Here is a 12515-nt window from a genome sequence, read left to right on the forward strand (position 1 = left end):
TTCCTCGCGTGGTTTCGTTGTGAGGGGACCTTAGCGCGAGGGGCGGGCGTGTCGAGACCCGATCAGAACGCGGACTGGATACCGAAATTTATCCCGAAGCGTTCAGCGTCGAACAGGCTGATGTTGCTATTGGTCTTCGAGGCCGAGATCCGCATTGTCGGGTTGAAGCCGTAGTAATCCACTTGCGTGAATATCATGTTGAAATCGGCCTGAACGCGATTGTCTTCACGCCCGTCGCGGCTGTGGGGCGATACATCGTAGTCGCGCGTCCGCGCCCAGAGGCCAAGCTGCGCCGTCGCGCCCATCAGCGGCTTGGCAAAGGTTATCTGCGCACGCAGCCCCGCCTCGTCGAACTCGTCCGCCGCCACGTTCGAGCTGGCCGTGGCAAGCGTGAGGTTGGTCCAGAGCACGCTGCCCGACGGCAGGGGCAGCGTGTACGAGAAATCGGCACGGACAGTGTCCATGTCGCTGGTCTTGACGCCGATCTGGTGTTCGCCCGCAATGCGCGCATTCACGCGATGGCCGTTTTCCAGCTTGTAGCTTTGTCCGAGGCTGAGCCGGGCAAAGCGGGCATATTCATCGCCGCCGTACCAGCTTTGCCCGAGATCGACCAACATGCGGTATTCGCCACGCCGGTCGAAGTTGATGCCCCGGTGACCATATCCCAAGGAGTAGGAGGCAAAGGCGAAATCGTTGCCTTCGGCATTCGGAGCGATGGCCTTGGCTTCGGAGCTGAGCGTGTAATGGCGCACATCGGCGGTGAAGATCACGTCATGCGCGCGCGTGGCTGTTTCGGAAAACCGGTAGCGCGTGTTGATGCCAAGCGCGTATTCGATGCCCGACAGCGCGAGCGCGGTGCCATCGAGCTGGTATTCGACTGGCTGTCCGTAGAGCACCTCGGACAGTTGGTAGTTGAGAAAGGAGGAGCGTTCGGAAGAGCCGTTGTTGATGTTGCTGTCGGGCGTGATGGCAAAAGACAGTTCCGTTGCCCAGGGGTTGCGGGCGCGGACATATTTGAAGTCGCGGATGGCGCGGCGGGCCATCGCCTCGTCGGGGGCATGTTCCACGGCGCGGCGCAGCCAGAGCTGTGACATGGTGCGCTGCCCGTTTGACGAGAGCGCCTGCGCCATGACCATGGAGGCCGCGAATTTCTCGCCATCCGTTTCGGCGAGTTTCCATGCCGCCTGTGCCGAGCGCTTGGCCTCGTCATACTCGCCAATGTCGCGGGCGGCGCGGGACCGGATCAGGTGCGCCTCGCGGTCGTTGGGGTCACGCTGGATCAACGCCTCGGAATAGGCGTAGGCGCGGCCGGGCGCGCCGGCACGCAGCGCCTCGACCGCCGTGCCGCGCAATTCGCGGGGGGTCAAAGTGGCTTCTTGCGCTGCGCCGGGCAGGGCGGCGAGCGCAAGCGCCAGTGCAAGGCCCGTACGAAGGCGCGACCGTGTCATCAGTTGTAGACGATGAACCCGCCGGTTTCGCGGACCGAGTCGGCCGTGGGATCGATCGTGGATTCCATCACCACCACGCCCACGATTTCGTCTGCGTTGTCGCCAGAAAGGATGGCGTAATAGTTGCCTTCCTCGAAAACCTCGGTATCGCCGGAGGAGTTCACATAATAGCTGTTGATCGAGCCGACGATTTCGCCGTTTTCATCCATCACGTTGGGGCCGACGACGAAATTCGCGTTGGGCAGCGCGGTGAGGTTGATGTTCTCCTCGGCATTGATGCGGCCCAGAACGTTCGAGGTGATGTCGTTGCCGGCGGTGTCATAGATAACGCGGTTGCTGATATGGCCGCGTACCGCGTCGCCGCGGGTGCCGGTGGCATCGTTGAAATCGTCGAAGTCGATCGCGATGGTGATGTCGGCGGTGGTGTATTCGAGCCCGCCGCGACCGCGATAGTCGCGCATGCCCGCGAGGTTCCCGGTGAACAGCGCCTGACCGGTGCTGGGAAGGGTGACGGAATTGTCCCGCTGGTAGACAAAGCCGCCAAAGCCGTAATCGACATAGGCACCGGTCCGGACGATGGCGAACTGGGTATTGCCGCTGGTGCTGACACCATAGATCGCCCGGTGGGTGAACTGGTTGATCGGGTTCTGTGTCACGGTGTCGGGGAACTGCGCGTCGGCCTCGTAGACGGCGTAGGGTCCGAGGCTGCTGACCGCGGTGCCGCGGGAATAGGTGTTGTCGCCGTCGAAGCCGAGGTTGTCGACGGTGAACGTGTCGTTCTGGCTGTCATAGCTGATGCCGGTTGCAAAGCCGTTGCCCTGCTTGCCATCTTCGGTGCTGGTCGGCTCGCTGCGGAAGATCGCCACCTGCGGCGAGGGAGACGCGGTTCCCGGCGGTATCGTGCGATCGCTGTCGATGGGAGTGCCGGTATCCGTTTCCGTGTCGGTCCCGGAATCGGTATCTTCTTCTTCGACGTTGAAGACATCCCCGCCACATGCCGCCAAAAAGGCGCACGTCGCCAGGGCAACGAAAGTTGGTTTCATGACTGCCTGCCTCTGCTCATTTCTCTGAACGAGTTTTTTTTGACAATTTCGCCGGGGCCGCAGAAAGTCAATCTTTGCCGGAGGGTTAGGCAAGAAAGTTCACGGGGGGGTGCGAAAAAGCCATACCTGATGTGGGGTTTTCGTGAGGGCGCCAAACAAGATATAGTCGGCCTCGACTCATCTAGAGAAAGGATCCGCAATGCCGCTTTCGCCCGGGCAACTCGAGGAAATCGAGGCGCAGCGCAACCAGACCGCCCCCACGCGCCGCGTGGTCGCGCCAGGGATGGAGGCGCATCTGTACACCGCGCATCCCGTTCTCGACCACGGGTTCGTGCGTGTCATCGACTACATGGGCGACGATGCGGCCATCTGCCAGGCCGCGCGGGTGAGCTATGGCAAGGGCACGAAAAGCGTGCAGAACGACGAGGGGCTGATCCGCTACCTGATGCGGCACTGGCATTCGACACCCTTCGAGATGTGCGAGATCAAGCTGCATGTGAAGCTGCCCGTTTTTGTCGCGCGACAGTGGATCCGGCACCGGACGGCGAACGTCAACGAATACTCGGCGCGCTACTCGATCCTCGACCGTGAGTTCTATATCCCGGCGCCCGAAAACCTCGCAGCGCAAAGCGAGGTGAACAACCAGGGCCGCGGCGCTGCGCTGGAGGGAGAGGAGGCCGCGCGCGTTCTGGAATACCTCAAGGCCGACAGCGCGCGTGCCTATGACCATTACGAGGAGATGATCGGGCAGGACGGACAGCAGGGGCTTGCGCGCGAATTGGCGCGGATGAATCTGCCGGCCAATATCTACACGCAATGGTATTGGAAGGTCGACCTGCACAACCTGTTCCATTTCCTGCGGCTACGGGCAGACGCGCATGCGCAATACGAGATCCGTGTCTATGCCGATGCGCTTTGCAAGGTGGTGGCCGACTGGGTGCCATTCGCCTATCGCGCGTTCGAAGATTACCGGCTGGGCGCCGTGACGCTGTCGGCGCAGATGCTGGCCTGCCTGCGTCGGATGCTGGCGGGCGAGGCGGTCACGCAGGAGAACTCGGGCCTGACGGCGCGGGAATGGCGTGAATTCCAGGCGGTGCTGGCGGATTGATCGCTGCATCTGTGTAGCAAGTAGCTATACAGAATGTCGTGAAACCGTTACATTGGGGCCATGGTGTTACGTGGCCCCTTTGTCTTGTTTGTCGCCTGCATGTGTGCTGCACCGGCCGTGGCGCGTTCGCCTGTGGCCGAGATCATCTGCGAGCCGACCGACAGAATGCACGCCAAGCTGCGCCACCAGTTTGGTGAAACACGCAGCGCGACCGGCGTCCGCGACCCGGAGCAGATCATGGAGGTCTGGACCGACGCGCAAGGCGATTGGACGCTGGTGGTAACCTATGCCAGCGGCACGTCCTGCATCGTCGCGATGGGGGAGAACTGGAGCCAGGCAGAGCCTGAAAACCCGGCCTGACGCCTCTCGCTCAAAGCGGTTTGAGATCACCCGCCATCTTGCGGCCGTCGCGCCCATCCAGAAGCTCGAATGACACTTTCTGGTTGTCGGCGAGGCCGGTCAGGCCGGATCTTTCGACGGCTGAAATATGTACGAAAACGTCTTTGCCGCCATCATCGGGCGCAATGAAGCCATAGCCTTTGGTTGTATTGAACCATTTCACGGTGCCGGTTGGCATGTCCCGTGTCTCCTTCTACGTTCAAGTGGCCCCGGGACTTGTCGGGGTGGGGTCGAGCGCCTACCGCTGAAATTGACGCGGTGTTCGCCCTTTTAAGGATTGCACGGTCATGTAAAAAATCAAGGACAAGGGGGCCGCGCGGGGCGCGCTGCCCGTTTTTTGTTCGCTCGCCGGAGAGGTAAAGATGCGTCTTTTTGGATTGAAAACCTGTGATACCTGCCGCAAGGCGTTGAAATCCTTGCCGGATGCCGAGTTCGTCGATGTGCGTGCCGATGGTGTGCCGTCGGATGTCATGGATCGCGCGCTGGCACGATTTGACGCAGCCCTCGTGAACACGCGGTCGACCACGTGGCGCGGCCTGTCCGAGGCGGAACGCGGCCGCCCGTCGGCGGAGCTCTTGGCCGAGCATCCCACGCTGATGAAGCGGCCGCTGATCGAAGCCGATGGCGAACTGTACCTCGGGTGGGACGCCAAGACGCGCGCCGCCCTTGGTGTTTCCTGACCCCGTCCTTATGTGAAAGCGCGGACTGGACGGAGAGCAGGATGCGAAATGCAGCGTTGGTTTTGGGCCTCGTGGCCGGGCTGATCGGGATGATCGTCGGATTCGCGGGATACGGGTATGTCGCCGCCATCGAGCATTTCGGAGAGGTCGAAGGGCTGGCGCAGCAGTTGGACAATCCCGATCTGGTGAAAGCCGCCGCGATCATTGCGCCGATGCTGGCGCTGGCGGGCGGGGCGATGGCTCATGCCCGTGCACTGTGGGCCGGCGTGCTGCTGCTGGTGTCGGCAGGCGGGATGTATCACGCCTTTGGCTTCAACGTCTTCACCATGTTCCCGATCGCTTTTGCGGTGACGGGCGGGGTGATGGCGTTGGCCGCCGGAAAACCCGACGAGCCAAAGGCGCATTTCTGAGGGTCAGCGGCGAAAGATAAGCCGGTCCAGCGACAGCGGGCCTGCGCCACGCAGTACGAGGACGGCGAGCAGGAAAGTCCAGAGGACGCGCTGGTCGATGAGGTCCTGCGAAGGGTCGAACAGGCTGCCGAGCGCGACATTGTGGCCGGTCACGTCCACGAGGGTTTGCACCCAGACGAAGCCGATCATGCCCACGGCGGCAAGCCGGGTCAGCAAACCGACCAGTATCAGCGCGGGCAGGACAAACTCGGCCACGGTTCCGGCAAAGATGACGAGGCGCTGAAAGAAGCTCATCTGAGTCACGTCGTAAAGCGCGGCCTCGGCCGCGGCGGGAAAGATCTGGCCAAAAGCCCCGGCAGAGGGTGTGAAGATCGAGCCGTCGATCTTGAGTACGGCGGAATTCCAGTAATAGACCAGCAGGACAGCGGCGAAAGCCAGCCGTGCGAGGGTGGGCGTCAGCAGGTCGGCCGAGCGCCCCAGCGTGTCGGAGGCGTCGGTGTAGCGATCGATAATGGCAGTCATGGGTCAGGCTTTCGGTGGGGAGAGAGAAGTGATGGCCCCGTCACCCAGCAGCATGGCCAGAAGGGCGGCGAGGTCGAAATCTGCGGCGGCGCTGGTCGCACGGTCCTGTGCGGTACCGAGAGTTTCGCCCGCCTGGGTAGCAGTGATCCACTCCGCGCCGCCGGGAGGCAGAAGGCGCGGCAGCGGATCGTATTCGGGCCGGGTCACAAGGACATCCTGAGCGGCGGCGCGCGGCTTTGGGGCGCCGGGTTCGGTGTTGAACCGCCAGATATCGTGGATCGGCCAGGGCGAGCGAAGAAGCTGCACCGAGGGCGCAAAGCCAAGCGTCGCGCCCATCAGCGCCTCGGGTGAGAGGGCAAGAGACTGTGGCGGAACAGGCTCTGCATCACCTGCGTGATAGGACTGCCGCAGTGCAAGCTCCAGCCGTGCAATGTCGGGCAGGTAACCCAGATGCGCCAGTTGGGGCATCCCGGCGAGAAACGCGGGGAAGGCCGCGCCGAAATGCATCATGAGCGGTGAGGCCGGCGGGTGTTGGCGCAGGTAGATGCCTGCAAGCCCGTCTAGGTTCTGTTTGCCCAGCAGTTTCGCGATGACCGGGAACCCATCGTGGAGCGCTTCGGTCAGCGACACGGCCACGTTGTTGCGGTAGACGTCAAAGCGCCGCCCCGCCGGGCGATCCGCGCCATCGCGCAGACCTTGCGGGTGGGGCTGTTCCGGCGCGAGCAGGGCGGTGTGGAATTCCCGTTGCGACACGCTCATGCCGGCACCTTGTCCAAAGCGGCCTGTGCGCGAAGGGCCTCGGCCTGCAAGACGGGCCAGTCGGGCACGTCCGTATCCCATTCGATGAGGACAGGGCGCGGACCCGCGCGTTCAAGCGTGTAGTCGAGCAGCGCCCAGACCGGATCGACCACCTCGCGCCCGTGGCTGTCGATCAAGAGCGGTGCACCGTGGTCATCCTCGTCCTCGTCATGACCGCCGAGATGGATTTCGCCCACGGCATCGAGGGGGTAGGCGTCGATATAGCCCTGTGGCGAAAAGCCGAGATTGGTGGCCGAGACGAAGACGTTGTTGACATCGAGAAGCAGGCCGCAGCCGGTGCGGCGGGCGATCTCTTTGAGGAATGCGGGCTCTTCCCAGGTGCTTTCGTCGAATGCGAGGTAGGAGGAGGGGTTTTCCAGCAGCATGCGGCGGCCAACCGTCTCTTGCACCTGGTCGATATGGGAGCAGATGCGCGCAAGCGTGGCGTCGGTATAGGGCAAGGGCAACAGGTCGTTCAGAAAGTGGCTGTCATGGGTCGACCAGGCCAGATGCTCGGAAAAGCTTGCCGGGTTCAGCCAGCCCAACAGGTGTTTCAGTCGGGCGAGGTGATCGGCGTCCAGCGGAGCCTCGCCGCCGATCGAGAGGCCCACCCCGTGCACGGAGATCGGGAAGCGTTCGGCAAGGTGGCGAAGCTGTGCGAGGGGACGGCCGCCATCACCCATGTAATTCTCGGCGTGGATTTCCAGCCATTCGACCGGTGCCGCGTCATCCAGGATCTGGGAAAAATGCTGCGGCTTGTAACCGACGCCAGGTGCGGCGGGGAGGGTGCGGGTCGCGTCGAGCATGATGGCCTCCGGTCGGGGGGCGGTCTGTTGACCTCGCCCATCCCGTGGAAGGGAGGGCGAGGCTCTTTCGCGGTGGGGCGGGGGGACGCCCCGCCGCGGGTGGCTTATGCCGGCAGGTCGCGCTCGAGCGGTTCGAGCGATCCCATACGCTCGGTTCCATCCGACATCGCGGGAAGTTCAATCTCGGCGCAGGTGCCTGCGTCGACCAGCGTCCAGGCGTTGCCCTGGTAGTCGACCTTGGAAGTGCCGGCGCAGGTGGTGCCGGGGCCCGCGGCGCAATCGTTCTTGCCGGCGAGCGACACGCCGTAGCACTTTTCCTTGGCCTGAGCCGAAGCGGAGGTGGCGACGGCTGCGGTCATCGCGGCTGCGACGGATGCGGCGACGGCGAGGGTTTTTGCGGTATTGGACATCTCGGAACTTCCTTTCGCGGTTGGTTGAGACACTTAGGAAGGTAACGGCGGATTTCGTTTCACGGTATTCACGAGACCGTGCCTTCACGCCCCTGTCAGGTTCCGTCATCGGAAATACCCGTGCGGGCGGCGGTTTTTCCCTTGGATTTGGCCGGATGTTACAAAAACGGCCCCGCGCGGGGGCCGTTTTCCGGAGATCGGGCTGCGAATGTTACAGAAGGTCGGGCGGTGTCGCGTCGCGCGCGAGCGTCTCGATCACGGAATCGAGGGATTCGACGCGCGTCTGTTTTTCGCCAAGGCGTCGGACCGAAACGGTGCGCTCTTCGACTTCGCGGTGACCGACGGCGAGAATCACGGGCACCTTGCCGACGGAATGTTCGCGGACCTTGTAGTTGATCTTTTCGTTGCGGGTGTCGGCCTCGGCGCGCACGCCGGCCTCGACCAGCCGGTTGACGACCTCTTGCACGTAGTCGTCCGCCTCGGAGGTGATGGAGGCCACGACCACCTGGCGCGGGGCCAGCCAGTAGGGCAGCTTGCCTGCGTGTTCCTCGATCAGGATGCCGATGAAGCGCTCGAACGAACCCAGAGTCGCGCGGTGCAGCATGATCGGTATGTGCTTGTTGCCGTCCTTGCCGATGTAGGATGCGCCAAGACGTTCCGGCAGGTTGCTGTCGACCTGCAGCGTACCGCATTGCCAGGTCCGACCGATCGCGTCGGTCAGCGTGAATTCGAGCTTTGGACCGTAGAACGCGCCTTCGCCCTCGAGAATCTCGAAATCATAGCCGGCGGCCTTGCACGCGTCGCCAAGCGCCTGTTCCAGCATGTCCCACGTCTCGTCCGAGCCGATCCGCTTTTCGGGGCGGGTCGAGAGCTTGATCGTCCAGTCGTGGAACCCGAGATCTGCATAGACCTTTGAGAGAAAGGCGATGAACTTCTCGGTCTCGGATTCGATCTGATCCTCGGAGCAGAAGATGTGGCCGTCATCCTGCGTGAAGCCGCGCACCCGCATGATGCCGTGCAGCGCGCCCGAGGGCTCGTACCGGTTGCAGGCTCCGAATTCGGCAATGCGCAGCGGCAGGTCGCGATAGGATTTGAGCCCCTGGTTGAAAACCTGGACGTGGCAGGGGCAGTTCATCGGCTTCAGGGCGTTGATGGACTTCTCGCGGGCATGGTCCTCGTCCACTTCGACGATGAACATGTTTTCCTGGTACTTGTCCCAGTGGCCGGATGCTTCCCACAGTTTGCGGTCAACGACTTGCGGGGTGTTGACCTCGCGGTAGCCGTCCTTGCGCTGCATGCGGCGCATGTAGTCCTGAAGCTGAGTATAGACGGTCCACCCGTTGGGGTGCCAGAAGACCTGGCCGGGGGCCTCTTCCTGCATGTGGAACAGGTCCATCTCGCGGCCCAGCTTGCGGTGGTCGCGCTTGGCGGCCTCTTCAAGCATGTTGAGATGCGCCTTGAGCTGTTCCTTGTTCGGGAAGGCCACGCCGTAGATCCGCTGCAGCATCGGGCGCGAGCTGTCACCACGCCAATAGGCGCCCGCGATGGACATCAGCTTGAACGCATCGCCGGGCACCTGGCCGGTATGCTGCAGGTGCGGGCCACGGCACAGGTCCTGCCAATGGCCGTGCCAATACATGCGCAGTGGCTCGTCGCCGGGGATCGCCTCGATCAGCTCGACCTTGTAGGGCTCGTTGTTCGCCGTGTAGTAGGCAATCGCGCGGTCACGCTCCCAGATCTCGGTCGTGACCGGATCGCGGCGGTTGATGATCTCTTTCATCTTCTTCTCGATGAGGCCGAGATCTTCGGGCGTGAAGGGTTCGGCGCGGTCGAAATCGTAATACCAGCCGTTCTCGATCACCGGGCCGATGGTGACGCGCGTTGCGGGCCAGATCTCCTGCACGGCGCGGGCCATGATGTGGGCAAGGTCGTGGCGGATCAGTTCGTTGGCCTGTGCGGCATCCTTCATCGTGTGGATGGCGATCGCGGCATCCGCGTCGATGGGCCATTGCAGGTCCCAATGCTGGCCGTTGACGGTGGCGCTGATGGCCTTCTTGCCCAGCGAGGTCGAGATGTCGGATGCGACCTGCGCGGGCGTGACGCCGGCGTCATAGGATTTCGCATTGCCATCGGGGAAAGTGAGAGAGATCTTGCTGTGATCGAGGCTCATGGCCTGTCTCCTCGTCGGTTTGGCGCCCACGGAACGCCCGGTTGCGGGTATGGTTCGGCGTTGACTTGGCAGGCGGCGCGGCAGGTGTCAAGGACGGAGAATGCCCGGCGCCTGGCACGGAGCAGGGGACTAGCCGTTCAGCCCGTTCTGCGCCGCGTTGCGGATGGCATGGGTCAGGGGCGCAAGGGCGGGGGCCATGACGCGACTCACCGCCCAGACCAGCGGCACGTCGAGCGCGCTGTCGGGCAGGAGAGGCACCAACCGACCGTTTCCTATGGGGTCGCGCACCAGCGAGAGCGGGTTCATCCCCCAGCCGAGCCCAAGGCGCGCGGCATCCACGAAGGCATGGCTTGCGGGCAGGAAATGGCTGGGCGGCGCGATGCGCGTGCCGAATTGCTGGGTGATCCATGCCTTTTGCAGAGCGTCCTTGGCATTGAAGGTCAGACAGGGCGCGCGCGCCAGCGAGGCCGGTGTGACGCCCTCGGCAAACCAACGCGCCATGAAATCCGGGCTGGCGGTTGCGAGGTAGCGCAGGTTTCCCAGCGGATGCATGTCGCAGCCCGGAACCGGTTTGCCGCCGGCGCAGATGGCGGCGCTGACCTCGCCCCGTTGCAGCCAGTCGGCCGAATGGTCCTGATCGTCGATGACGAGGTCAAAGAGCGTATCGTCAACAGCTGCGAGGGCGGGGATGAACCAGGTGGCAAGGCTGTCGGCATTCACGGCCAGCCGGATGCGGGCTGGCCGGGGGGCACCAGCGAGACCGAGTTCGCGCAGAAGCTGCGCCTCGAGCAGGCCGATATCCTCGGCATGTTTGGCAAGCCGCAAGCCCGTCGGCGTTCCGGTGCAGGGCGGCCCGCGATGCACAAGTGCGGCGCCAATGCGATCCTCGAACGCCTTGATCCGTTGCGAAACGGCCGAGGGCGTGACCGACAGCTCGGCCGCGGCAGCCTCGAAACTGCCGAGCCGCAGAATGGCCGAGAGGGCCGAGAGGTGATGGGGATCGAACTGCATTAGTCAGGCTTCATCTGCGTGAGTATCTTTAATTGGATAAATGGTCTGCCGGCGCTTAGTCAAACCGTGTATCGCGCCGGAGTTCGCCAGATGACCGTTTCACTTGCCGCCGGGTTCTTTCTCGGCTTCAGCCTTATCCTTGCCATCGGGGCGCAGAACGCCTTTGTCCTGCGGCAGGGGCTGCGGCGGGAGCATGTCTTTGTCATCTGCCTGACCTGTGCGCTGTCCGACGCGGTTCTCATCGCGGCAGGGGTGGCCGGGTTCGGAAGCCTGGCCGAGCGGCTCCCCTGGTTGGAAACGGCGATGCGGATCGGTGGCGCGGGCTTTTTGATCTGGTATGGGTTGCGCAGCCTTGCATCGGCCTGGCGTGGCGGGGCGGTCATGGATGTCGGGAACGGCGCAGGAACGGGTTTGCGCTCGGCGTTGCTGACGGTTCTGGCTTTCACCTGGCTTAACCCGCATGTCTATCTCGACACCGTCGTGCTGATCGGTTCGATCTCGGCCCAGTACGAGCGCCTTCCGTTTGCGATCGGCGCAATGGTGTCGAGTTTCGTCTTTTTCTTCTCGCTGGGTTACGGGGCCGGTTTACTGGCGCCGCTCTTTGCCCGTCCGGCAGCGTGGCGGGTGCTGGACACGCTGGTGGGCCTGACGATGCTGGGGATTGCCGTGAAACTCCTTGTCATGTGAAGGGTTGCCCCGGCGCCCGAATGGGTGTTCAACGGGTCTCATGGCGAGTGTTGTTCCCAATTCGCGCCCGGTTGCGGGCGTGCTGTGGATGCTGGCGGCGGGATTTTCCTTTGTCGCGCTGACCGCGTTGGTCAAGCTGCTGGGGACCGAGCTGCATCCGGTGCAGACCGCCTTTCTGCGTTATGTTCTGGGCCTTATCTTCTTTCTTCCAGCGTTGAGGATGATCCTCGCGACCAAGCTGACGCGCAGGCACTGGACGCTGTTCGGTGTGCGCGGTGCATTGCATTCGGTGGGCGTGGTGTTGTGGTTTTTCGCCATGGCGCGCATCCCGCTGGCCGAGGTCACGGCAATGAATTACCTGACGCCGGTTTATGTCACGCTGGGGGCGGCGCTGTTTCTGGGCGAGAAGTTCGCGCTGCGACGGGTTGCGGCGATCGGCGTGGCGGTCATCGGGGCCTTCATCATCCTGAGGCCCGGCTTTCGGGAATTGGAACCGGCGCATCTTGCCATGCTGGGCACGACGCTGGTTCTGGGTGGCTCGTACCTGCTGGCCAAGGTCACGGTGGACGAGATCGACCCGGCGGTGGTGGTGGCGCAACTGTCGCTTTGGGTGACGCTGGCCCTGTTGCCGCCGGCCATCGCGGTCTGGACGCCGCCAAGCTGGTACGAGCTGTTCATCCTGCTGTGCGTGGCCTTTTTCGCGACGGCGGGACATTATTTCATGTCGCACGCTTTGCGTGCGGCCCCTGTCGCGGTGACACAGCCCGTCACCTTCCTGCAATTGCTCTGGGCCACGCTTCTGGGTGCCTTCGCCTTTGGCGAGCCGGTCGATATCTGGGTGGTCGCGGGCGGCACTCTGATCGTCAGCGCGGTGAGTTTCATCGCGTGGCGCGAAGCCGTGCTGAAAAGGCGGGCGATTACGCCGCCCGCGATGCTGACTAAGTTGTGAGGGTGCCGGGACTTCGGGTTGTTGATTGACGAGTCAATAAAAACCACCTAGCCTTTTCGCGTGTGCAGCGTGAA

The 12515-nt window shown here is 63.3% G+C and carries 15 protein-coding genes; 6 read left to right on the plus strand and 9 right to left on the minus strand.

Features of this window, described 5'->3' with window-relative positions; genetic code table 11:
• Positions 1-62: 62 nt before the first annotated feature.
• Positions 63-1448, minus strand: a complete 1386-nt coding sequence (locus tag ACFORG_RS18135) for a surface lipoprotein assembly modifier (protein WP_386736946.1) — start codon at positions 1446-1448, stop codon at positions 63-65.
• Complete coding sequence (locus ACFORG_RS18140; protein WP_386736947.1) at positions 1448-2491, minus strand: hypothetical protein; 1044 nt, start codon at positions 2489-2491, stop codon at positions 1448-1450. Before ACFORG_RS18140 ends, ACFORG_RS18135 begins: the two co-directional genes overlap by 1 nt.
• 199 nt (positions 2492-2690) lie before the next feature.
• Between ACFORG_RS18140 and thyX the strand changes: the two genes are divergently transcribed.
• Both thyX and ACFORG_RS18150 read left to right on the plus strand, forming a co-directional pair.
• On the plus strand, positions 2691-3599 hold the full coding sequence (gene thyX, locus ACFORG_RS18145) for an FAD-dependent thymidylate synthase (RefSeq protein WP_386736948.1): 909 nt from the start codon (positions 2691-2693) through the stop codon (positions 3597-3599).
• A gap of 117 nt (positions 3600-3716) precedes the next feature.
• Positions 3717-3959: a hypothetical protein gene (locus ACFORG_RS18150; protein WP_386736949.1), complete on the plus strand. Its 243-nt coding sequence runs from the start codon at positions 3717-3719 to the stop codon at positions 3957-3959.
• Between the two features lie 10 nt (positions 3960-3969).
• On the opposite strand, the gene ACFORG_RS18155 is transcribed toward ACFORG_RS18150, so the two are convergent.
• A complete protein-coding gene (locus ACFORG_RS18155) occupies positions 3970-4176 on the minus strand; it encodes a cold-shock protein (protein ID WP_386736950.1) in 207 nt (68 codons plus the stop codon).
• Positions 4177-4360: 184 nt separating this feature from the next.
• Between ACFORG_RS18155 and ACFORG_RS18160 the strand changes: the two genes are divergently transcribed.
• Both ACFORG_RS18160 and ACFORG_RS18165 read left to right on the plus strand, forming a co-directional pair.
• Positions 4361-4678, plus strand: coding sequence for an ArsC/Spx/MgsR family protein (locus ACFORG_RS18160; RefSeq protein WP_386736951.1), 318 nt, complete (start codon positions 4361-4363; stop codon positions 4676-4678).
• A 41-nt stretch (positions 4679-4719) separates the two neighbouring features.
• Positions 4720-5088 (plus strand): hypothetical protein, encoded by a 369-nt coding sequence (locus tag ACFORG_RS18165; protein WP_386736952.1) that lies wholly within the window; start codon positions 4720-4722, stop codon positions 5086-5088.
• Between the two features lie 3 nt (positions 5089-5091).
• On the opposite strand, the gene ACFORG_RS18170 is transcribed toward ACFORG_RS18165, so the two are convergent.
• The 6 genes from ACFORG_RS18170 to ACFORG_RS18195 all read right to left on the minus strand — a co-directional run bounded on the left by ACFORG_RS18170 (position 5092) and on the right by ACFORG_RS18195 (position 10805).
• Complete coding sequence (locus tag ACFORG_RS18170; protein WP_386736953.1) at positions 5092-5610, minus strand: DoxX family protein; 519 nt, start codon at positions 5608-5610, stop codon at positions 5092-5094.
• A 3-nt stretch (positions 5611-5613) separates the two neighbouring features.
• Positions 5614-6369, minus strand: coding sequence for an HvfC/BufC family peptide modification chaperone (locus tag ACFORG_RS18175; protein WP_386736954.1), 756 nt, complete (start codon positions 6367-6369; stop codon positions 5614-5616).
• Positions 6366-7214 carry an MNIO family bufferin maturase gene (gene bufB / locus ACFORG_RS18180; RefSeq protein ID WP_386736955.1) on the minus strand — a complete coding sequence of 283 codons (849 nt, stop codon included), beginning with the start codon at positions 7212-7214 and terminating at the stop codon, positions 6366-6368. The genes ACFORG_RS18175 and bufB overlap by 4 nt, the downstream gene beginning before the upstream one ends.
• A 104-nt stretch (positions 7215-7318) precedes the next feature.
• Positions 7319-7624, minus strand: a complete 306-nt coding sequence (locus ACFORG_RS18185; protein ID WP_386736956.1) for a BufA1 family periplasmic bufferin-type metallophore — start codon at positions 7622-7624, stop codon at positions 7319-7321.
• A 211-nt stretch (positions 7625-7835) separates the two neighbouring features.
• A complete protein-coding gene (thrS, locus tag ACFORG_RS18190; RefSeq protein ID WP_386736957.1) occupies positions 7836-9794 on the minus strand; it encodes a threonine--tRNA ligase in 1959 nt (652 codons plus the stop codon).
• 129 nt (positions 9795-9923) lie between these two features.
• Positions 9924-10805 (minus strand): LysR family transcriptional regulator ArgP, encoded by an 882-nt coding sequence (locus ACFORG_RS18195; protein WP_386736958.1) that lies wholly within the window; start codon positions 10803-10805, stop codon positions 9924-9926.
• A 90-nt stretch (positions 10806-10895) separates the two neighbouring features.
• Between ACFORG_RS18195 and ACFORG_RS18200 the strand changes: the two genes are divergently transcribed.
• The gene (locus ACFORG_RS18200) at positions 10896-11492 is read left to right on the plus strand and encodes a LysE/ArgO family amino acid transporter (RefSeq protein WP_386736959.1); all 597 of its coding nucleotides are present in this window, start codon (positions 10896-10898) and stop codon (positions 11490-11492) included.
• A 40-nt stretch (positions 11493-11532) separates the two neighbouring features.
• The gene (locus ACFORG_RS18205; RefSeq protein ID WP_386736961.1) at positions 11533-12441 is read left to right on the plus strand and encodes a DMT family transporter; all 909 of its coding nucleotides are present in this window, start codon (positions 11533-11535) and stop codon (positions 12439-12441) included.
• The last annotated feature ends 74 nt before the right edge of the window (positions 12442-12515 follow it).

This window comes from Lutimaribacter marinistellae, assembly GCF_042648365.1.
GTDB lineage: Bacteria > Pseudomonadota > Alphaproteobacteria > Rhodobacterales > Rhodobacteraceae > Lutimaribacter_A > Lutimaribacter_A marinistellae.

Excerpts from the sequence above, each read along its gene's own strand:
- ACFORG_RS18140 (WP_386736947.1), bottom strand. The coding sequence starts at position 2,491 with ATGAAACCAACTTTCGTTGCCCTGGCGACGTGCGCCTTTTTGGCGGCA.
- ACFORG_RS18185 (WP_386736956.1), bottom strand. The coding sequence starts at position 7,624 with ATGTCCAATACCGCAAAAACCCTCGCCGTCGCCGCATCCGTCGCAGCC.
- ACFORG_RS18200 (WP_386736959.1), top strand. The coding sequence starts at position 10,896 with ATGACCGTTTCACTTGCCGCCGGGTTCTTTCTCGGCTTCAGCCTTATC.
- ACFORG_RS18205 (WP_386736961.1), top strand. The coding sequence starts at position 11,533 with ATGGCGAGTGTTGTTCCCAATTCGCGCCCGGTTGCGGGCGTGCTGTGG.
- ACFORG_RS18170 (WP_386736953.1), bottom strand. The coding sequence starts at position 5,610 with ATGACTGCCATTATCGATCGCTACACCGACGCCTCCGACACGCTGGGG.
- ACFORG_RS18165 (WP_386736952.1), top strand. The coding sequence starts at position 4,720 with ATGCGAAATGCAGCGTTGGTTTTGGGCCTCGTGGCCGGGCTGATCGGG.
- bufB (WP_386736955.1), bottom strand. The coding sequence starts at position 7,214 with ATGCTCGACGCGACCCGCACCCTCCCCGCCGCACCTGGCGTCGGTTAC.
- ACFORG_RS18175 (WP_386736954.1), bottom strand. The coding sequence starts at position 6,369 with ATGAGCGTGTCGCAACGGGAATTCCACACCGCCCTGCTCGCGCCGGAA.
- ACFORG_RS18195 (WP_386736958.1), bottom strand. The coding sequence starts at position 10,805 with ATGCAGTTCGATCCCCATCACCTCTCGGCCCTCTCGGCCATTCTGCGG.
- ACFORG_RS18160 (WP_386736951.1), top strand. The coding sequence starts at position 4,361 with ATGCGTCTTTTTGGATTGAAAACCTGTGATACCTGCCGCAAGGCGTTG.
- thrS (WP_386736957.1), bottom strand. The coding sequence starts at position 9,794 with ATGAGCCTCGATCACAGCAAGATCTCTCTCACTTTCCCCGATGGCAAT.
- thyX (WP_386736948.1), top strand. The coding sequence starts at position 2,691 with ATGCCGCTTTCGCCCGGGCAACTCGAGGAAATCGAGGCGCAGCGCAAC.
- ACFORG_RS18155 (WP_386736950.1), bottom strand. The coding sequence starts at position 4,176 with ATGCCAACCGGCACCGTGAAATGGTTCAATACAACCAAAGGCTATGGC.
- ACFORG_RS18135 (WP_386736946.1), bottom strand. The coding sequence starts at position 1,448 with ATGACACGGTCGCGCCTTCGTACGGGCCTTGCACTGGCGCTTGCGCTC.